The following is an 18,084-nucleotide window of genomic DNA, read 5'->3' as shown; positions in this document are numbered from 1 at the left end:
CGCATCAGATGGCGGAATATGCGGCGCTCGGCCAGCACCACATCGGTGCGGCCGGAAAACAGCGCGCGCACCTGCAGCATCTGGTTGGCCACCTCGCGATAGCGCGCCGGATTGCGCTGCAGACCCGCGACCTCCCGTCCCAGCACCACATGGGCATTCTGGAAGGCGGTGACATCGAGCCGCTCCAGGTCTGACACAAAGGTGACGACCAGGCCGCGCTGCCGCAGGCTGATGGCAAGGTTGCGATAGATCAGTACCGTATCGCTGACACAGCCCGGCAGACCCATCGCCGGATTGGCCGGCACGATGGCATCGACGGCGCGCCGGCGGAAATCTTCCGGCAGGCGGCCGAATGGCGCCAGTTGCGGTCGCAGGGTCAGCCTGGCGGCGCTGGCCGCCAGCATGACAAGATCGTATTCCAGCCCGGTCAGCGTGCCATCGGGCTTCTGTATCACATAGGGGGCGGTGGGCCGGAAGGCGATGGCAAGCGCCTGGCCCGCTGCGGGCTGGGCCATGGCAACAGTCATGCCGGTGCCGGTGAGCAAAAGACCGGCCAGCAGCAGCGGCATGCACATCAGTGCGAAGAGGTGGCGGAACGGCACCCCGGGATATTAGGATGCCGGACATGCGGCGTCCATGCACCTTCGCGCGAGCACCTGGTCCGGAAACCACTCCGGATACGGTTGTGCCATGACGCCGTTCGGCGCGCGCATCCGTGCCTTGCGCCAGGCCCGCGGCATCGCGCTGAAGCAGATGGCGGCCGATCTCGGTGTCTCCTCGGCCTATCTCTCGGCGCTGGAGCATGGCCATCGCGGCCGCCCCAGCTGGCTGCTGCTGCAACGTATCTGCGGCTATCTCAACATCATCTGGGACGATGCCGAGGAACTGGCGGAACTCGCCAAGCTGTCGCATCCGCGCATCACCATCGACACGGCGGGCCTGACGCCGAAGGCGACCCTGCTGGCCAATGAACTCGGTCGCCGCATCGGCACGCTGGATGACGCGCGGCTGGAACAGATGCTCAAGCTGCTGCGCAGCTGAGCGCCACCGGCGACACCGGAAACTGGAATTTCCGTAAAACCGCGGCATTCCGGCGCGCTCCGGCCTGGCGCCATGGCACCAAATCCCGACTGCTGCGTTATGTCCTCGTCAGTCAGAGGAGCTTCCGTGGTGCAGGCGGCGCGGATTTTACGGCCGGAAACCAAGCCAGCTGCGCCTGCAGCGCGGGAAACCGCGACCCTGCTGGTCCCTGGCCGCAATGTCTGGCGCTGCGAAACCGCCAGCCGCGCCAGCATGCTGGTGGATGCCGCCGCCTATTACGGCGCCTTGCGACAGACCCTGCGTGCGGCGCGCCATTCGGTGATCATCACCGGCTGGGATATCGACAGCCGCACGCCGCTGGTCGGGCCCGATGGTGAACCCGGCGACGATCTGCCGGTGACCTTTGGCGCCTTTCTCACCGAACTGGTGCGGCGCCGGCCACAGCTGTCGATCAAGCTGCTGCTCTGGGATTACTACGCGGCGGTCTACTCGCTGGAACGCGAGCTGATGCCGGCCCTGGCCCTGCAATGGAACACGCCGCGCCAGATCGAACTCTGCCTCGACGATGTGCTGCCGATCGGCGCCTCGCATCACCAGAAGATCGTGGTGGTGGACGATGCCGTGGCGTTTTCCGGCGGCCTCGATATCACCATCCGGCGCTGGGACACGGCCGCCCATCCGCTGCATGATCCGCATCGCGTCGATCCGTCCGGCAAGCCTTATGCGCCTTTCCATGACGTGCAGATGATGGTGGATGGCGCGGCCGCTGCCGCGCTGGGCCAGCTGGTGCGCGGGCGCTGGTATCGCGTCACCCATGAACTGCTGCCGCCGGCACCGTCATTCTACGCCCAGGCCGACTGCGATCCCTGGCCAGTCACGGTTCAGCCCGATTTCACCGGCGACGTAACCATCGGCATCGCGCGCACCGAGCCGCGCTACGGACCGGAACCGGAGGTGCGCGAAGTGGAGGCGCTGTTCCACGACATGATCGATGCGGCCGAGCGCATCCTCTATGTCGAAAACCAGTTCCTCACCTGTACGGCGCTGGCGCAGCGTCTGATCGCGCGGCTGCAGGACAGGCCCGGGCTGGAAGTGCTGGTCATCGTGCCGAAGACGCATCACACTTGGCTGGAACAGCAAAGCATGCTGGCCGGCCGCATCCGTTTCATGCAGATGTTCGACGAGGCCGGACTCCGAGACCGCGTGCGCTTTGTCTATCCCTGCCTGCGCAACGACGGCAGTGTGCGCGACCGTGATGCGGAAGTGATGGTGCATTCCAAGGTGATGATCGCCGATGACCGCCTGCTGCGCGTCGGCTCGGCCAACCTGTGTAACCGCTCGATCGCCGTCGACACCGAATGCGACCTGGTGATCGCGGCCACCACGCCGGACCAGCGCAGCAATGTGGCCGCGGCCCGCAACCGCCTGATCGCCGAACATTGCGGCGCCACCGAAGCCGAGGTGGCGGAGCTGCTGGTGCGCACCGGCTCGCTGTTCGCCACGTTGGATGCGCTGCAGGACCGCGCGCACCGGCTCTGCCCCATCGCGGACGAGGCGAACCGGCACGGCTTCGATTTCACCGCACAGATTGCGGCGGTGGCCGATCCGGCCCGGCCGCTGGAAGCCGACCGCTATCTGCCGGACCCGAGCAACGAACCGCCGAGCCAGCGGCGGTTTTCCTCGATCCTGCTGATCGGCATCAGCCTGCTGGTGGTCATCGCGCTGGTGCTGGCCTGGCGCTACACGCCGCTGGCCGACTGGGCCTCGCCGCACAAGCTGGCAGCCGCTTTCCGCGCCATCGCCGCCAGTCCGCTGGCCTTCCCGGCGGTGGTCGGCATTTTCATCCTGGCCGGCTTTATCGCTTTCCCGGTCACGCTGCTGATCGCCGCCACGGCGATCACCTTCGGTACCTGGGAAGGCCTGTCGGTGGCGCTGACCGGGTCGATGTCGAGTGCGCTGGCCACCTATGGCGCCGGCCGCTGGCTCGGCGCCGATCTGCTGCGCCGGGTGATGGGCCCGCGCATCAACCGCGTGGCGCGCAAGGTGAAAAGCAACGGCATCCTCGCGGTGACGACGATGCGGGTGATGCCGACGGCGCCCTTCATGCTTGTCAACCTGGTGGCCGGCGCCACCCGCATCCGCCTGCTCGACTACACCATCGGCACGCTGCTCGGCCTGGCGCCCGGCATCATCATCATGTCGGTGCTGGGCGGCCGCCTGCTCGAGATCATGACGCAGCCCTCGCTGGTCGACCTGTTGCTGCTGGCCGGCTTTTTGCTGCTCTGGGGCGGATTGTCCTATGGGTTGCAACTGATCGTGGCGCGACTGCGGGACAGATTCGGTGCGACCGAGTCCGGCCAGGCCTGATCCCGGTCCCGGCGCGGCGGTGATCCGCGTGCTGACCTGGAATGTCCATGCCGGCATCGGCCCGGACGGGCGCTACGACCTGCCGCGCATCGCCGCCCTGGTGCGCCGGCATGAGCCCGATATCGTCGCCTTGCAGGAAATCGATTCCCGCGGCCGCGACGACAATGCTTTCACCTATCTCGCCCAGTCGCTCGGCAGCCATGCCGCCGAGGCCAAGACACTGGTGACGCCCGATGGCGACTATGGCCATGCGCTGATCAGCCGCTGGCCCATGACCGAAGTGGCGATCCACGATCTCTCGGTCAGCAAGCGCGAGCCGCGGCGAGCCATCGAAACCACCGTGCTCACCCCGGCCGGGCCGCTGCATCTCGCCTCGGTGCATCTGGGCCTGGGATTTCGCGAACGGCGCCAGCAGGCCGCGATGCTGTCGGCCATTGCCGGCACGGCGCGGCAGACCACGGTGATGCTGGGCGATTTCAACGACTGGTTCATCTACGGCACGGTGCGCCGCGCGCTGGCCACCATTCTGCCCGGTCGCAGCAAGCTGCGCAGCTTTCCGGCGCGTTGGCCGCTGCTGATGCTGGACCGCATCTACTGCCGGCCGCGCCATGCCCTGCTGCAGAGCTGGACCGACCCGCTGGGCCGGCGGGTCTCCGACCATCTGCCGGTCTTCGCCGATATCCGGCTGGAACAGATGCCGCCCGGGCCCCTGCCGCTCAGCCTGCCCGAGGCGATGGCGGAAGACGCCGGCGGCAATCCGGTCTGACTTACGACTTTGGCTGATGGGGCGCGCGCGGCTGCGCCAGCCGGATGCCGCTGTCGATCAGCAGGGTTTCGCCGGTGACATTCACCGCCGCAGTGAGGAAGAAGGCGATGCTCTGCGCGATATCCTCCGGCTTGTTGGTGGTGCCCAGCAGCGCGTTGCGCTGCCAGTTATCCAGTGCCGCCTTGTAGGCCGCCTCGCCCATGCCCTGCTGCAGCCACTCGCCCTCGACGAAGCCGGGGCAGACTGCGTTGATGCGCACTTCGGGCCCCAGCACGCGCGCAAGGCTGAGCGTCATGCCGTTCAGCGCGGCTTTCGATGCAACATAGGCAATCGACGAGCCGGTGCCATAAACGCCGGCGATGGAGGAGACATTCACCACTGCGCCGCGTGTCGCACGCAGGAATGGCTCGGCGGCGCGGATCATCTGGAACGGCGCGATGGTGTTGACCGCGAAGATGTCGTGAAAGTCCTGCGCCGACAGGCCGGCGAGGTCGCGATGGGCGACGAACTTCGTGGTGCCGGCATTGTTGACCAGATAATCGAGATGGCCAAAGCGGGCCAAAGTTTCCTCGACCACGCGGCGGCAATCGGCATCATCGGCCACATTGCCCTGCGCCAGCAGGGTTTCGCCGCCGAGGGCCTGGCAGTCGGCGGCAACCTTTTGCGCCGCTTCGCGGCTGCGTGAAAAGTTGATCGCCACGGCACAGCCGCGCCCGGCCAGCAGCCGGGCGGTGGCCGCCCCGATGCCGCTGGAGCCTCCGGTGATCAGTGCAACGCGGCCCTTCAGATCGGTCATGTGTTCCTCCGTTTGCACCATGCTAGCGGGTCGTGCGGGGCACGGGCAGCGGCAGGATGCCTAAAATTTACACAATAGAAACAGTGTGTTAAAACAAAGAATGAGAACGATTCTCATTGACCTGCATACCATTCAGTGCTACCGACGGCTCCACCGGGGGTAATAGCCAGCACCACGCCAGCCAGGCCCTGATGTCCTGCTTGCTGGAGCCTGCTGTCATGGGTACGCGTTCTCTTCTTCTGTCGTCTGTCGCCGGGTTTGCCCTGTTCACCGCAGCATCGGCCCTGGCGCAGACCGCCAGCCCGGAATCCCCACCGGCCCAGCTGCCGGCCATCACGGTCGAGGGCCAGCAGGTCGAGGAACGCGCCGATGGCCCGGTCGAGGGCTATCGCGCCACGCGATCCGCCACGGGCACCAAGACCGACACGCCGCTGAAAGACGTGCCACAGACGATCAACGTGGTGCCGCGCCAGGTGATCGAGGACCGCCAGACCACGCGACTCTCCGATGCGCTGCTGACCGTGCCCGGCGTGCAGGCGAACGGCACCAATGGCGGCCGCGGACAGAATTTCACCCTGCGCGGTTTCCAGACGCAGACGGTTGCCACCGATGGCATCATGCAGAGTCCGGCGCTGAACTTCACCCCGGTGACGCGCGACCTCGCCAATATCGAACGCGTCGAGGTGCTGAAGGGTCCGTCTTCGGTGCTCTACGGCCGCACCGAGCCCGGCGGCCTGATCAACCTCGTCACCAAGAAGCCGACCGACACCTTCACCGGCAGCGCCACGCTGCAGGGCGGTTCCTACGATTTCTATCGCGGGGAAGGCACGGTGTCGGGTCCGCTCGATGCGGCCGCAACATTGACCGCGCGCATGACGGCTGCCGTGCAGACCGAAGGCAGCTTCCGCTATGACAATGACGACACGCGAAACTTTTTTGCACCGGTGGTGAACTGGGCGCCGCGCGACGATACCCGCTTCACGCTGGGTGCGGACCATACCGAACAGGACAGCCAGTTCGACCGCGGCCTGGTGGCGGTCGGCAACCGCGTGCTCCTGCTGAAAGACAGGTATTATTCGGAAGACTGGGCGCGTTACGACGCACGGGTCGACAATGTCACCGCAAAGGGCGAGCATGATCTGAATGACTGGCTCACCTTGCGCCAGGTCGTCAACTACACGGTGGGTGACACCTATCGCCTGGTGGCGAATCCCGGCACCGTCAACACGGCCGGCACGACACTATCGCGCACCGCGCTGCGGCAGACCGAGGATTTCGATTCCTGGGACCTGCAGTCGGATGCAGTGATGAAATTCCAGACCGGCTCGATCGGCCATACCGTCGTCACCGGCTATGAATACGTGAACGGCGACCGCACCGTGCGGCAGATCAACTACAGTCTTGCCAGCATCAGTCTCTACAATCCGGTCTATGGCGCCGAGCCGGGTACGATCACCAGCCGCAACAATGTCTACACCCGCATGTATATCAATTCGCTATACGCGCAGGACCAGATCAAGCTGAACGACCAGTGGGAGCTTGTGCTCGGCCTGCGTTACGACAAGCTGGATCAGACCACCGTGACGCAGAATGTGGCCACCCATGTGGACGATCAGAACTGGGGCCCCAAGGCCGGTGTCGTCTACAAGCCGGTGCCGCGGCTGTCGCTGTATGCCAATTATTCGACCTCCTTCAGCCCGCAGACCACGGCCATCCTGGGCGGCGGCACGCCCGATCCGGAAAAGGGCGTGCAGTATGAAACCGGCGCGCGCTACGAGCTGATTCCCGACAGGCTGTCGGTGGGCGCTGCGATCTACCAGATCACCAAGGAGAATGTCGCCACCGCATCGGGCGTGACGAATTTCTCGGTGCTGACCGGCGAGCAGCGCTCGCGCGGTTTTGAAACGGATCTGACCGGCGAGATCCTGCCGGGCTGGAGTGTCATTGCCGGCTGGGGCTACACCGATGCCGAAGTGACCTCGGACCGCACCACGCCGGTTGGCAACCGCCTGGCCAACGTGCCGAACTTCGCCGGCGGCTTGTGGAGCGTCTATCAGTTCCAGTCCGGCCAGATGAAAGGCCTCGGTCTCGGCGCCGGTGTCACCTATGTTGGCTCGCGGAATGGCGATCTGGCCAATACCTACAGCGTTGACGGTTATTATCGCTTCGACGCCTCAGTGTTCTACGACCTGAACGACCGTATCCGTCTTTCGCTGAGCGGCCGCAACCTGACCGACCAGGACTATGTCGAGCAGACGGTCAACAGCCGGGTTGAAAACATCCCCGGCGCGCCGATGACGGTGATTGCCGGCGTCACCGCGAAATTCTGACGGCGTAGCATGGCGCGCCTGAAATCCCTGTTCGGCCAGCGGGCAATGCGGCGCCTGCATGGCCTGCTGGGCTTCTGGCTCTGTCTGATACTCGGCTGGATCTGCCTGCTCGGCACCCTCACCAGCATCGGCCATGAGCTTGACTGGCTGGCCGATTCATCGCTGCGTGTATCGGTGCCGGCCGGCACGGCAGCGGGCGACTATGCCAGCTGGGGCCGCATGGAAGCGGCGATCCGCAACGCGCATCCCGACTGGACGATCCAGCGCATCATGGCACCGCAGGGCAGCCGCTTTGCCGCCGAAGCGCGCGTGCTGATGCCGGATCGCCAGCCGCGCCTGCTCTATATCGATCCCTATCGCGCGACGCTGACCGGCGAAGGCCCGCGCGAGACCGTCCATGCGACCCTGCGCCAGCTGCACCGGCAGTTCTATCTGCCCACTGTTGGCGGCATCAACATCGGCGTCTATCTCGCCACGCCGTTTGCGCTGGTGATCCTGCTGATGCTCATCACCGGCCTGGTGATCTACCCGCAAGTCTGGCGCGGGATGTTCCGCCTGCGGCTGCGCGCCGGCGTCGGTCCGCTGCTGCACGATCTGCATCGCCTGATCGCCGGCTGGTCGCTGTGGTTCCTGCTGGCGATTGCGCTCACCGGGATGTGGTATTTCGCCGAGCGGCTGCTGCTCGATACCGGCAACCGGCTGGAACCGCTGGCACCGAAGGCCTCTTCGTCAGCGGCACCGGTGCTGCCGCTGGATGATCTGGTGGCGCGGGCACAGGCCGCGTTTCCCGAATTGAAAATCACCGCGGTGTATTATCCGCGCCGCAAGGACGATGCGCTGCGGTTTGATGGCCAGGCCGGCGATATGCTGGTGCGCGACCGCGCCAACAAGGTCTATCTCGATCCGAAAACCGGCGCGGTGCTGGCGGTCGAGCGCATTGCCGGCCAGGACTTCTGGCGGCGCTGGGACGAGACCGCCAACCCGCTGCATTTCGGCGATTTCGCCGGCCTGTGGTCGCGGCTCATCTGGTTCGTGTTCGGCGCGGGGCTGACCGCGCTGGTGTTCAGCGGTGCCTGGATATACTGGCGCGGACTGCGTCAGCAGCGCGATCTGCAGCGGCGGCGACAGGCCGTGAAACGTACCTCGGCCCGCGCCGCCGCATAATCCTTACAGGATATACTTGCTGAGATCGCTGTTCTTGGCGAGGTCGCCGATGCGCTGCTGCACATAGGCGGCATCGATATTCACCGTCTGGCCGGAATGGTCGGCGGCGGCATAGCTGATCTCCTCCAGCACGCGCTCCAGGATCGTGTGCAGCCGGCGGGCGCCGATATTCTCCACGCTCTCGTTCACATCGGCGGCGATCTGCGCCAGCGCGTCGATGGCATCCTCGGAAAAGTTCAGCGTCACCTGCTCGGTGCCCATCAGCGCGGTATACTGCTTCAGCAGGCTGGCTTCCGGCTCGGTCAGGATGCGCTTGAAGTCGTCACGCGTCAGGCCTTTCAGCTCGACCCGGATCGGCAGGCGGCCCTGCAGTTCCGGCAGCAGGTCGCTCGGCTTGGCCACCGAGAAGGCGCCGGATGCGATGAACAGGATATGGTCGGTCTTCACCGCGCCATGCTTGGTGTTCACCACCGTACCTTCGATCAGCGGCAACAGGTCGCGCTGCACGCCCTCGCGCGACACATCGCCGCCACCGCGATATTCGCTGCGGGCACAGATCTTGTCGATCTCGTCGATGAAGACGATGCCGTTCTGCTCCACCGCCTCGATGGCTTCCTTCACCAGGTTGTCCTGGTCCACCAGCTTGTCGCTCTCTTCCTGGATCAGTGCCTTCATGGCATCGCCCACGGTGGTTTTGCGCGGCTTGCCCCGCATACCGCCAAAGGCCTTGCCCAGCATGTCCTGGATATTGGCCATGCCCATCTGCGCGCCGGGCATGCCGGGAATCTCGAACATCGGCATGCCGGCGCCGCCGGCATCCTTCAGCTCGATCTCGATCTCGCGCTTGTCGATCTCGCCCTCGCGCAGCATCTTGCGGAATTTCTGCCGCGTCTCGATGCTGGCCTTGTCGCCCACCAGGGTATCGAGCAGGCGCTCTTCCGCCGCCAGTTCGGCGCGGGCACTGACGTCCTTGCGCTTGCGCTCGCGGATCATGGTCAGCGCACCTTCCAGCAGGTCGCGCACGATCTGCTCGACATCGCGGCCGACATAGCCCACTTCGGTGAACTTGGTGGCTTCCACCTTCAGGAAGGGTGCATTGGCCAGCTTGGCGAGGCGGCGCGAAATCTCGGTCTTGCCCACGCCGGTCGGGCCGATCATCAGGATGTTTTTCGGCAGCACTTCCTCGCGCAGGCCTTCGGGCAGCTGCTGGCGGCGCCAGCGGTTGCGCAGCGCCACCGCTACGGCCTTCTTGGCATCATGCTGGCCGACGATGTAGCGGTCGAGTTCGGAGACGATTTCGCGGGGCGAGAAAGAGGTCATGACAGCTTTTCAACGATGATGTTGCGGTTGGTATAGACGCAGATATCGGCGGCGATGTTCAGGCTCTTGCGGGCGATGGCTTCCGCATCCATGTCGTCGCGGTCGATCAGGGCGCGCGCCGCGGCCAGTGCGTAGTTGCCGCCCGAGCCGATGCCGATCAGGCCATCCTCCGGCTCCAGCACATCGCCGGTGCCGGTCAGCACCAGGGAGACCGATTTGTCGGCTACCGCCATCATCGCTTCCAGGCGCCGCAGGTAGCGGTCGGTGCGCCAGTCCTTGGCCAGCTCGACACAGGCGCGCGCCAGCTGGCCGGGATAGCGCTCCAGCTTGCTTTCCAGCCGCTCGAACAGCGTGAAGGCATCGGCGGTGGCGCCGGCAAATCCGGCCACCACCGAACCGTCGCCGAGGCGGCGCACCTTGCGGGCATTCGATTTGATCACGGTCTGGCCAAGGCTGACCTGGCCGTCGCCGGCCAGCACGATCTCGTTGGCCTTACGGACAGCAATAATTGTCGTCATGATGGGAGAACCTCAACATCGGAATGGGCCTTCATGTAGGATCGCGAGTGGCGCATCGCAAGTCGACACGTTTGGCGATAGTTGCGCGTGCTGTGATCGACGCTACAACCGGCAGTCTATGCAACCTTTTGCCAAAGCCGAAGCATCATCACACCCCACTCGACTCCCGGCTAAGCCTGCCCTAAAATTTACCTCGTCGGCCGTGGCAGGCCCGATTGGGGTATTGGATGAATTATCTGATCGACCCGCAAGGGCATTGGTGGCGCTGGCCTTCGGCAACTCTGGCCGAACGGCTCGGCTATGCCGATCCGGATTTCGACCTTGCCGGTTATGCCGCGCGCAATCTCGGCTATGTCTGGCTGGTGGTCGAAGAGCATGCCACGCTGATGCAGTTCCGCGCCGGCATGGTCAGCCCGGCGGCGGTCAATTCGCTGAAGCCTTATCTGCGCAAGGCGGTCGCGGCCAAGCCGGTGGCTCTGGTTGTCTATGCCAGCGGCTGGCTGGAAGAAGTCTATATCGAGAGCGCCCCGCTGCTGGCGCGGCTCGACGAGCTTGCCCCGCTGCGCGAACCGCGCATGCGCGACCAGTTCATCGCCATGTCGCATCAGCCGCGCGAATGGCTCTATCATGCGCATCAGAATCTCAGCAGCCTGTTCGAGGTCTGGCGCTTCGAGGGCGGCCAGTATTCCGAGCCGGTACGGCGCTATCTGCAGAACAGCGGCCTGATCGACCGCACGGTGTTGATCGAACATCGCGATAAAGACCTGTATGTGAATGCCAGCGGCAACGGCTTCACCATCTATGACAATTTCCAGATGAATCGCGTTGCCGGCCGTCGCATTTCCGATCAGCCGGATCGCGCCTATGGCGCCTGGGTCGAAAGCAGTTATCGCACCTGTTACGAGAGCGGCATCCCGGCCCTTGAGGATGTCGACGCCATCATCGAGGAACCCGATCACGATCCGCGCCGGCGCCGCTATCAGCGCATGATCCTGCCCTGGCAGAACAAGGATGGCGAGCGCATCCTGACCGGCAGCTCACTGCTGAATGCGCAGCTGGCCATTCCGCTGAACATCGACAGCGCAAAGCCCAAAGCCATTTGAGCGATTATGGCCACTGCAGCGATTAGGGCCATCTGAGTGATTACCGGCCGCTTCTCGGCCGGCTTTCACCGCATATCAGATCATCAGTTCAAAGCCGGGCTTTCGCCGGACTCGATACGACGGTTGCCGATGCCGGCATTCGTCGCGTCTGGCTTCGTCGCACCGCGGTCTTCCGTCGGCGCGATGATCTGGGGGAAGCGCTGCATATCGGCCAGCAGTTCCTGCCGGTCCATCCAGATCAGCGCGCCCTGATAGCGCATCCTGCCATCGGGGGCGCGCCACTCCAGCGTCGGCTCGACATTCTTGTAGCCGTAAGCCTTCGCCACGCCCTTCTCCACCAGGACAAACTTCACGAAGCTGATCGTGTAGTCGGTGTCCCAGCGGGTCAGTGCCAGCGCGCGGCTGATGCGAGGCAGGATCGCCGGCAGGCCGCGTTTGCGATAGTCGGGATGAATCCAGGTCGAACCGGAAAACACGATACGTCCGGTCAGCCTGCTGGCACTGGGCGAGCTGAACTCACAGGTTTCGCCGGCCTCGCACATCTGCCCGGGATCGCCATAGAAAAAGCGGAAGCTCGACACGCAGTCGGCCAGCGTGCTGCCGGTCAGATCATAGACGCGGGCCGCCTGGGTCGAGACCACATCGCCGGCTTCGTTGCGGCCGATGATGCAGAAACCGTTGCGCTCGTCGATCGTGTTGAGCGCATTGTTGAAGCTGGGCGCCAGACTGTCCCAGCTGTCCTTGTTGGCATTGTTGACGATGCGCAGGTAATCGAAATCGGCATTCAGGCTGAGTGAAACGCCGCGATCGCGCGCTGCCTTGTCGGCGGTAAGGAAGAATTGCCCGAGTTCGGGCCGCGGCCCGTATTGCAGCGTGATCTGATCGGGCAGACGCTGCGATGCGGATTGAGTGATACGCACGTGATATGTCATAGGTGCCTCCTTGGCTCTGTATTGACGGAGGCACTATATACCTAGGGTTCACATGACCTTTGCTTCGCTTCCCTCTGGTTGTGTAGGACTCAGACGACACCCGCGCGACCGGCGCCAGCCGATGCAACAGCCGTGCGATGAACACAAAAAAACCGGGCCGTTACCGGCCCGGTTTTTTCAGTAACCGCAATCAGCGGTCAGGATATCAGGCTTGTGTCTCGACCGGCGGCGCGACGACAGCTGCGCCCTCTTCATCCTCGGGCTTGCCGCTATAGGAAGCGGCTGCGGCCTTGATCAGCTGGAAGATGCGATCGCGCACCGTGGGATCGGTGATCTTGCCGAAGTTGCGCACCAGCTCCAGCGCCTGACGACGCGAGATCGGACTCTTGTCCTGCTCGATCTCCGACACCACCGCATGTTCGGGGCGCGCGGTCGGCTGCTGCTCGATGCCGGGCATGTCCTCGAAGAAGTAGGACGGCGGCACATTGAGGATCTGGGCAAACTGCTGCAGGCGGGAAGCGCCGATGCGGTTCAGGCCCTTCTCGTATTTCTGAATCTGCTGGAAGCTCAGGCTGACTGAGGCGCCGAGCCGCTCCTGGCTGAAACCGGCCAGCGTGCGGCACGCGCGCAGCCGGGCTCCCACATGGGCGTCGTATGGGTTCGGTTTACGCATCGACTTCTCCATCACAGGTATGGTCCTACAAGGAATTGATGTAGTGTTTTTACCATTAGTTGCCAGCGGCTGCTACCCGGTTGCAAATCGGCGTTACGGATTAAAATCAGCCCATTTCCTCGACTTAGTCGAATCTCGCGATATCCAAATCCGCTTTGCGCGAGAATGGCTTACCACACTAGACAACCAATGCGTCATGCCCTGCAGCACCCATCCTGCAGCACACCGGCAGATTCTAAAATTTTGATAACCTCCCCCCTGTGCATGCAGCTTGACCGCAGCGATGCCGGTCGCGAGGGTAGCAACGGGAAACGCCGGAGCGGACATCAAACCGCCAAGACACTGCCGCCAAGGTTGCGCAGTGAAGGAGTTTCCGCAGCGATGCCGTGCCCGAAGCTGAACCACTGCACTAGCCTGCCCCGGTGTGGCCTGCCCGGTTCCGGCGCGCGTCCCAATCCCTTTCGCTAAATCCCCCGTCCTATCCGCTGCCGCACCGGGTCATGCTGCCGGCGCGGCCTGATTTTGCCCGATGGAGTTTCGTATGGCCGTTTCCGATTTCGCCGCCGACCCGGCAGTTGATCCCGATAGTGCAGCATCGGCGCCGCAGGCATCGGGGCAACGCCAGCCGCCGCTGCTCGCCTGGTTCGGCCGTCTTGGCATCCGCGCGCGCATCGCCATCGGCTTCGGGACTGCGCTGGTGCTGCTGGTGATCGTGGCCGGCGCCGCCATCCATGGCATCCAGGGCGGCGGCGCAGCCTTTGAAACCTACGACCGCATCACGGTCAGCAATCAGCGCCTGCAGCAGTTCGAGCGCGACATGCTGGATCTGCGCCGCAATCTGCTGCTGTTCATCGAACGCGACGATCCGCGCGGCCTGCTGGCGACGCGCCGGCTGGAGCCGCAGATGACGGAAAATCTCGATGGCATGATCGCCAGCATCCGCAACGCCGAGCGCCGCGCCCTGCTGACCGAGGCGGTGCCGCTGCTGAAAGGCACCTTCGCCAAGCTGGCGCAGGCGATTGCGGCGCGCAATACGCTGAAATCGGTCACCGGTAACCAGCTCGATGTTTATGGACCGCGCACGCGCGAAAGCCTGATGCAGCTGATCAAGGCCGCCAACAAACGGCAGAATTTCATCGCCGCCACCGAGGCCGGCCTGGTGCTCGATGCGTTTTCGGAAATCCGTGTCGCCGCCACCCGTTTCATCGGCATGGGCGATATGGCGATGGCCAACGAGGCGCGCGGCAAGGTCGGCACCTTCGTCGACATGATCGAAGACCTCAAGATCATGCTGGACGAGGATGAGCTGAAGAAGATGGCCACCGAGGCGGAGAATTTCGCCAGGCAGTATGAAGCCGGCATTCTGGCGGCGGTTACGGCGGCCGGCGACATCAACCGGCTGGTCTATCAGGAGATGGAGCAGGAGATCGCCCAGATCGTCGACAAGGTGGAGCAGGCCAAGGCCGGCCAGCTGACGATCCTGGCCACCCAGCGCGACAATGCCGTCCAGACCTTTGCCACTACCTTCATCACCGTGCTGGCGGTTTCGATGGTGGCCCTGGCGATTGGCGCGCTGTTCGCCTGGCTGATCGGCCGCAATATCGCCAATCCGATTGCCGCCCTGACCGAGGCGATGGCGGTGCTGGCGAAGGGCGATTTCACTGCAGCCATTCCGGGCCTGCAGCGCGGCGACGAGATCGGCCGCATGGCGGCAGCGGTTGCGGTGTTCAAACAGAATGGCGCCGAGAATGAACAGCTGCGCCAGGCGGTGGAGCAGGAACGCCACAGCGCCGAACAGACCCGCAGCGAACAGGAAGCTCTGCTGGATCGTGCGGTGGGCGAGATCGTCACGGCAGCCGCAGCCGGCGATCTCAACCAGCGCATCGATACCGCGCCGCTCGATGGCGTGGCGGTGCGCCTTGGCACCGGCATCAACCGTCTGCTTGATGCCATCGGCGGCGCCATCACAGATGTTGGCGCCGTGCTGGCCGGTCTGGCTGCCGGCGATCTCACCCGTCGCGTTACCGGCGACTATGCCGGTGTCTTCGCCAAGCTGCAGGGCGATGTGAATATGGCCGGCGAAACACTGGCCGATACCATGCGTCAGGTTGCCGTGAGTGCCAGCACGGTGCGCGATGCCTCGGCGGAGATCTCGACCGGCAGTCAGGATCTGGCGCAGCGCACCGAGGCGCAGGCGGCTGCACTGGAAGAAACCGCGGCCTCGATGCATGAGGTGACGGCAACGGTGAAGCTGAATGCCGACAATGCCCAGGCCGCCAACCAGCTGGCCGGGGTTGCCCGCGACACCGCCGAGAAGGGCGGGCAGGTGGTGGCCGATGCGGTGACCGCCGTGACCCAGATCGAGGGCAGCGCGCGGAAGATTTCCGATATCGTCGGGCTGATCGACGAGATCGCCTTCCAGACCAACCTGCTGGCGCTGAATGCCAGCGTTGAGGCCGCCCGCGCCGGTGAAGCCGGTAAGGGTTTTGCCGTGGTGGCGCAGGAAGTGCGTGCGCTGGCGCAGCGCTCGGCCAATGCGTCGAAGGAGATCAAGACGCTGATCCAGGCCTCCAATGCCCAGGTCAAGACCGGCGCCGCGCTGGTCAATCAGGCGGGCGGGGCGCTGACCGAAATCGTCACCGCCGTGAAGAAGGTGAGCGATATCGTGGCCGAGATCGCTGCCGCCTCCGCCGAGCAGTCGCGCGGTCTGGAGGAGGTCAACGGCGCCGTGGTCAATATGGACGAGATGACCCAGCGCAACGGCGCCCTGGTCGAGCAGACCAATGCCTCTGCCCGGGCCATGGCAAACCAGGCGACCGAACTCGCTGCCCTGCTGTCCCGCTTCCGGGTTGGCTAACGCCCGTTAACCATACCGCGAATAGGGGGCAAAGGGGTTCTACTTCTATTCTCTATTACATACATTTGTATTCGACAGCATGCCGGAAAAGAGGTATTCTCAACCTTTTCTACTCGCCAAAAAAGAGTAGTCGGGCTAGTCTGGACTCGCAGAACGAGTCCGATTGACTGTAATCAAAGGGTTTTTTTGCCAGTGCTCTGCCGGAAACAGTGTTACATGGTTAACCCGAGCCATAGACAACAAAGCCAGTGAAGCAAGGAAATTTTTCCAATCCCCGCCGTTCTGCCCGTGCCCCGACCCTGCGGTTTGGCCGGCCGGAACGGCATGACTGCTGAGGCGACAGACGACATGCGCGAGCGGCTGGGACGGGTGCTCTCATTGCTGCAGGCCACCCCGTTGCCGGTGGAACTGATCGACGATCCGGGCCGCACCGGCCAGTGGCTGGTGACGCTGGGCAACCTGCACCAGGCCGTCACCCTGCTGCGCAACATCCGGCTGGCCGACCAGGCCAGCGTGGCGGCGGTTTACGAAACCCGCGGCGAGCGGGTGATGCGGGCCTTCAACCGCATGATCGACGGCCTGCCGATGACCTGCCTGGGCAGCCTGTCCCCGATCATCAAGCTCGGCCTGATCCGTCCGCTGCTGGCCGAACTTGAGGCCCTGGAGCGCCGCCTGCGCGCCCTTCCGCTGAATGAAGTGTCGGTTTTCAGCGCCCGGCTGACCCAGTATCGCAGCAGTGCGGCGGCCATGGCCGCCCGCCATCTGGCGCCCGATCCGCCGCCCGTCACGCTGCGCCCGCCCTCTGCGGTTCCCGCGCGCTGATTGCTGCCCTAAATCTCCCCGATCTGGGCCGGGTATCAGGCCGGGCGCGACCCCAAAAGCCAAGGTAGTCACCGCTGCCGGTTCCTGCTATATCCCGCCCGACCCCGGCCGGGGCCTCCTCTTGGTCCGTCGGACCCGGCTGTGTCAGGAGGGGTGTCGCAAGGAGAGTGTCATGGCCCGTAAGGCCAGCGTAGCCCGGAAAACCAACGAAACCGAAATCGCGGTCAGTGTGAATCTGGACGGCACCGGCATCTATAAGGTGTCGACCGGCGTCGGCTTTCTCGACCATATGCTGGAACAGCTGTCGCGCCACAGCCTGATCGACCTCGAAGTCCAGGCCAAGGGCGACATCCATATCGACTTCCACCACCTGACCGAAGATACCGGCATCGCCATCGGCGAGGCCGTCGGCAAGGCGCTGGGCGAGCGCAAGGGCATCAACCGCTATGGTGATGCGCTGATCCCGATGGACGAGACGCTCACCCGCATCGCCATGGATGTGTCGAACCGCCCGTATCTGATCTGGAAGGTGACCTTCACCAAGCCCAAGCTTGGCGACATGGACACCGAGCTGTTCAAGGAGTGGTTCCAGGCCTTCGCGCAGAATGCCGGCATCACCCTGCATGTCGAGAATCTGTACGGCGAGAACAACCACCATATCGTCGAGTCCTGCTATAAAGGCCTCGCGCGCGCCTTGCGCCACGCCATCACCGTCGACGCCCGCAGCCCGCATGCGGTGCCGTCGACCAAAGGAACCCTCTAGGGGCTGCCATGCGATTTTTCACCCTGCATGAGCGCCCCGCGAGAACCGGCGGCGATCCTGAAGTGCTGGCCGTGGCATCTGGCTTCCGCTGGTCGGCGGCCATCGTGCCGCCGCTGTGGCTGCTGTGGCATCGCCTCTGGCTCGGCTTCGCGCTCTACATGCTGTTCAGCGTGCTGCTCGGTATCGCGCTCGCCGTCGGCGACATCGCCGATCCGGCCGCCACCGCCATCGGCATCGCGGTCAGCTTCCTGATCGGTGCCGGCGCGGCCGATTACCGGCGCTGGACCCTGCAGCGGCGTGGCTGGCGCTTCGGTGGCGTGCTGCGCGCCAGCGATGCTGCCGAGGCCGAAGCGCTCTATATCCGCAACCACAGTGCGGGCCCCGCAGGGGCGTCATCGGTGGCCATGCCACCATCGTCACCGCAAGGCTTTCCGCCTGCCGTGCTGCCGCAGAGCGGCAGCAGCGATGCCTTCCCGAGGCTGCTATGAAAGTCGCCCTGATCGATTACGGCTCCGGCAACCTGCGCTCCGCCGCCAAGGCGATCCAGCGCGCCGCCGATGAGAGCACGCTCACGCTCGATCTGACGGTGACGGCGCGGGTGGAGGATGTGGTCGCCGCCGATGCCATCGTGC

The 18,084-nt window shown here is 64.5% G+C and carries 16 protein-coding genes; 10 read left to right on the top strand and 6 right to left on the bottom strand.

All coding sequences use genetic code 11. The features are described 5' to 3' along the window. Nucleotides 1–569 (bottom strand): hypothetical protein (locus AAG799_RS16825; RefSeq protein WP_341897828.1); only part of this gene is annotated, 569 nt, incomplete at its 3' end. A 121-nt stretch (nucleotides 570–690) separates the two neighbouring features. Here AAG799_RS16825 and AAG799_RS16820 point away from each other — a divergent pair. The 3 genes from AAG799_RS16820 to AAG799_RS16810 all read left to right on the top strand — a co-directional run bounded on the left by AAG799_RS16820 (nucleotide 691) and on the right by AAG799_RS16810 (nucleotide 4,174). Continuing rightward, nucleotides 691–1,041, top strand: a complete 351-nt coding sequence (locus AAG799_RS16820) for a helix-turn-helix domain-containing protein (protein ID WP_341897827.1) — start codon at nucleotides 691–693, stop codon at nucleotides 1,039–1,041. A 126-nt stretch (nucleotides 1,042–1,167) separates the two neighbouring features. Beyond that, nucleotides 1,168–3,408 (top strand): VTT domain-containing protein, encoded by a 2,241-nt coding sequence (locus AAG799_RS16815; RefSeq protein ID WP_341897826.1) that lies wholly within the window; start codon nucleotides 1,168–1,170, stop codon nucleotides 3,406–3,408. Beyond that, nucleotides 3,383–4,174 (top strand): endonuclease/exonuclease/phosphatase family protein, encoded by a 792-nt coding sequence (locus AAG799_RS16810; protein WP_341897825.1) that lies wholly within the window; start codon nucleotides 3,383–3,385, stop codon nucleotides 4,172–4,174. Before AAG799_RS16815 ends, AAG799_RS16810 begins: the two co-directional genes overlap by 26 nt. A gap of 1 nt (nucleotide 4,175) precedes the next feature. On the opposite strand, the gene AAG799_RS16805 is transcribed toward AAG799_RS16810, so the two are convergent. Further along, on the bottom strand, nucleotides 4,176–4,970 hold the full coding sequence (locus AAG799_RS16805; protein WP_341897824.1) for an SDR family oxidoreductase: 795 nt from the start codon (nucleotides 4,968–4,970) through the stop codon (nucleotides 4,176–4,178). A 218-nt stretch (nucleotides 4,971–5,188) separates the two neighbouring features. Here AAG799_RS16805 and AAG799_RS16800 point away from each other — a divergent pair, with 218 nt between their 5' ends. Further along, nucleotides 5,189–7,300, top strand: coding sequence for a TonB-dependent siderophore receptor (locus tag AAG799_RS16800; RefSeq protein WP_341897823.1), 2,112 nt, complete (start codon nucleotides 5,189–5,191; stop codon nucleotides 7,298–7,300). A gap of 9 nt (nucleotides 7,301–7,309) precedes the next feature. Further along, nucleotides 7,310–8,464 (top strand): PepSY-associated TM helix domain-containing protein, encoded by a 1,155-nt coding sequence (locus tag AAG799_RS16795; protein ID WP_341897822.1) that lies wholly within the window; start codon nucleotides 7,310–7,312, stop codon nucleotides 8,462–8,464. A gap of 3 nt (nucleotides 8,465–8,467) precedes the next feature. Here AAG799_RS16795 and hslU read toward each other — a convergent pair whose 3' ends face one another. After that, nucleotides 8,468–9,784 (bottom strand): ATP-dependent protease ATPase subunit HslU, encoded by a 1,317-nt coding sequence (hslU, locus tag AAG799_RS16790; RefSeq protein WP_341897821.1) that lies wholly within the window; start codon nucleotides 9,782–9,784, stop codon nucleotides 8,468–8,470. Then, nucleotides 9,781–10,302 (bottom strand): ATP-dependent protease subunit HslV, encoded by a 522-nt coding sequence (hslV, locus tag AAG799_RS16785; RefSeq protein ID WP_341897820.1) that lies wholly within the window; start codon nucleotides 10,300–10,302, stop codon nucleotides 9,781–9,783. Before hslV ends, hslU begins: the two co-directional genes overlap by 4 nt. A gap of 227 nt (nucleotides 10,303–10,529) precedes the next feature. Between hslV and AAG799_RS16780 the strand changes: the two genes are divergently transcribed. After that, entirely contained in the window at nucleotides 10,530–11,405 is an 876-nt protein-coding gene (locus AAG799_RS16780) for a hypothetical protein (protein WP_341897819.1), read from the top strand. Between the two features lie 83 nt (nucleotides 11,406–11,488). Here AAG799_RS16780 and AAG799_RS16775 read toward each other — a convergent pair whose 3' ends face one another. Both AAG799_RS16775 and AAG799_RS16770 read right to left on the bottom strand, forming a co-directional pair. Then, entirely contained in the window at nucleotides 11,489–12,337 is an 849-nt protein-coding gene (locus AAG799_RS16775) for a hypothetical protein (protein ID WP_341897818.1), read from the bottom strand. 205 nt (nucleotides 12,338–12,542) lie between these two features. Then, nucleotides 12,543–13,010 (bottom strand): helix-turn-helix domain-containing protein, encoded by a 468-nt coding sequence (locus tag AAG799_RS16770; RefSeq protein ID WP_341897817.1) that lies wholly within the window; start codon nucleotides 13,008–13,010, stop codon nucleotides 12,543–12,545. 541 nt (nucleotides 13,011–13,551) lie between these two features. Here AAG799_RS16770 and AAG799_RS16765 point away from each other — a divergent pair. The 4 genes from AAG799_RS16765 (at nucleotide 13,552) to AAG799_RS16750 (ending at nucleotide 17,940) form a co-directional block, all read left to right on the top strand. Beyond that, on the top strand, nucleotides 13,552–15,867 hold the full coding sequence (locus tag AAG799_RS16765) for a methyl-accepting chemotaxis protein (protein ID WP_341897816.1): 2,316 nt from the start codon (nucleotides 13,552–13,554) through the stop codon (nucleotides 15,865–15,867). A gap of 348 nt (nucleotides 15,868–16,215) precedes the next feature. Beyond that, complete coding sequence (locus tag AAG799_RS16760) at nucleotides 16,216–16,689, top strand: hypothetical protein (RefSeq protein WP_341897815.1); 474 nt, start codon at nucleotides 16,216–16,218, stop codon at nucleotides 16,687–16,689. Nucleotides 16,690–16,861: 172 nt separating this feature from the next. Then, entirely contained in the window at nucleotides 16,862–17,452 is a 591-nt protein-coding gene (gene hisB, locus AAG799_RS16755; RefSeq protein ID WP_341897814.1) for an imidazoleglycerol-phosphate dehydratase HisB, read from the top strand. An 8-nt stretch (nucleotides 17,453–17,460) separates the two neighbouring features. Then, nucleotides 17,461–17,940, top strand: coding sequence for a DUF2628 domain-containing protein (locus AAG799_RS16750; RefSeq protein ID WP_341897813.1), 480 nt, complete (start codon nucleotides 17,461–17,463; stop codon nucleotides 17,938–17,940). The last annotated feature ends 144 nt before the right edge of the window (nucleotides 17,941–18,084 follow it).

The sequence above is a fragment of the Ferrovibrio terrae genome (genome assembly GCF_943371255.1).
GTDB classification, from domain to species: domain Bacteria; phylum Pseudomonadota; class Alphaproteobacteria; order Ferrovibrionales; family Ferrovibrionaceae; genus Ferrovibrio; species Ferrovibrio terrae_B.
The sequence above is the reverse complement of the archived record's forward strand: the minus strand, read 5'-3'. Positions and strand labels throughout refer to the sequence as shown.

Coding starts and splice junctions, on each gene's coding strand:
- AAG799_RS16800 (WP_341897823.1), top strand. CDS start 5,189: ATGGGTACGCGTTCTCTTCTTCTGTCGTCTGTCGCCGGGTTTGCCCTG.
- AAG799_RS16795 (WP_341897822.1), top strand. CDS start 7,310: ATGGCGCGCCTGAAATCCCTGTTCGGCCAGCGGGCAATGCGGCGCCTG.
- AAG799_RS16805 (WP_341897824.1), bottom strand. CDS start 4,970: ATGACCGATCTGAAGGGCCGCGTTGCACTGATCACCGGAGGCTCCAGC.
- AAG799_RS16750 (WP_341897813.1), top strand. CDS start 17,461: ATGCGATTTTTCACCCTGCATGAGCGCCCCGCGAGAACCGGCGGCGAT.
- hisB (WP_341897814.1), top strand. CDS start 16,862: ATGGCCCGTAAGGCCAGCGTAGCCCGGAAAACCAACGAAACCGAAATC.
- hslV (WP_341897820.1), bottom strand. CDS start 10,302: ATGACGACAATTATTGCTGTCCGTAAGGCCAACGAGATCGTGCTGGCC.
- AAG799_RS16770 (WP_341897817.1), bottom strand. CDS start 13,010: ATGCGTAAACCGAACCCATACGACGCCCATGTGGGAGCCCGGCTGCGC.
- AAG799_RS16820 (WP_341897827.1), top strand. CDS start 691: ATGACGCCGTTCGGCGCGCGCATCCGTGCCTTGCGCCAGGCCCGCGGC.
- AAG799_RS16775 (WP_341897818.1), bottom strand. CDS start 12,337: ATGACATATCACGTGCGTATCACTCAATCCGCATCGCAGCGTCTGCCC.
- AAG799_RS16765 (WP_341897816.1), top strand. CDS start 13,552: ATGGCCGTTTCCGATTTCGCCGCCGACCCGGCAGTTGATCCCGATAGT.
- AAG799_RS16760 (WP_341897815.1), top strand. CDS start 16,216: ATGCGCGAGCGGCTGGGACGGGTGCTCTCATTGCTGCAGGCCACCCCG.
- AAG799_RS16780 (WP_341897819.1), top strand. CDS start 10,530: ATGAATTATCTGATCGACCCGCAAGGGCATTGGTGGCGCTGGCCTTCG.
- hslU (WP_341897821.1), bottom strand. CDS start 9,784: ATGACCTCTTTCTCGCCCCGCGAAATCGTCTCCGAACTCGACCGCTAC.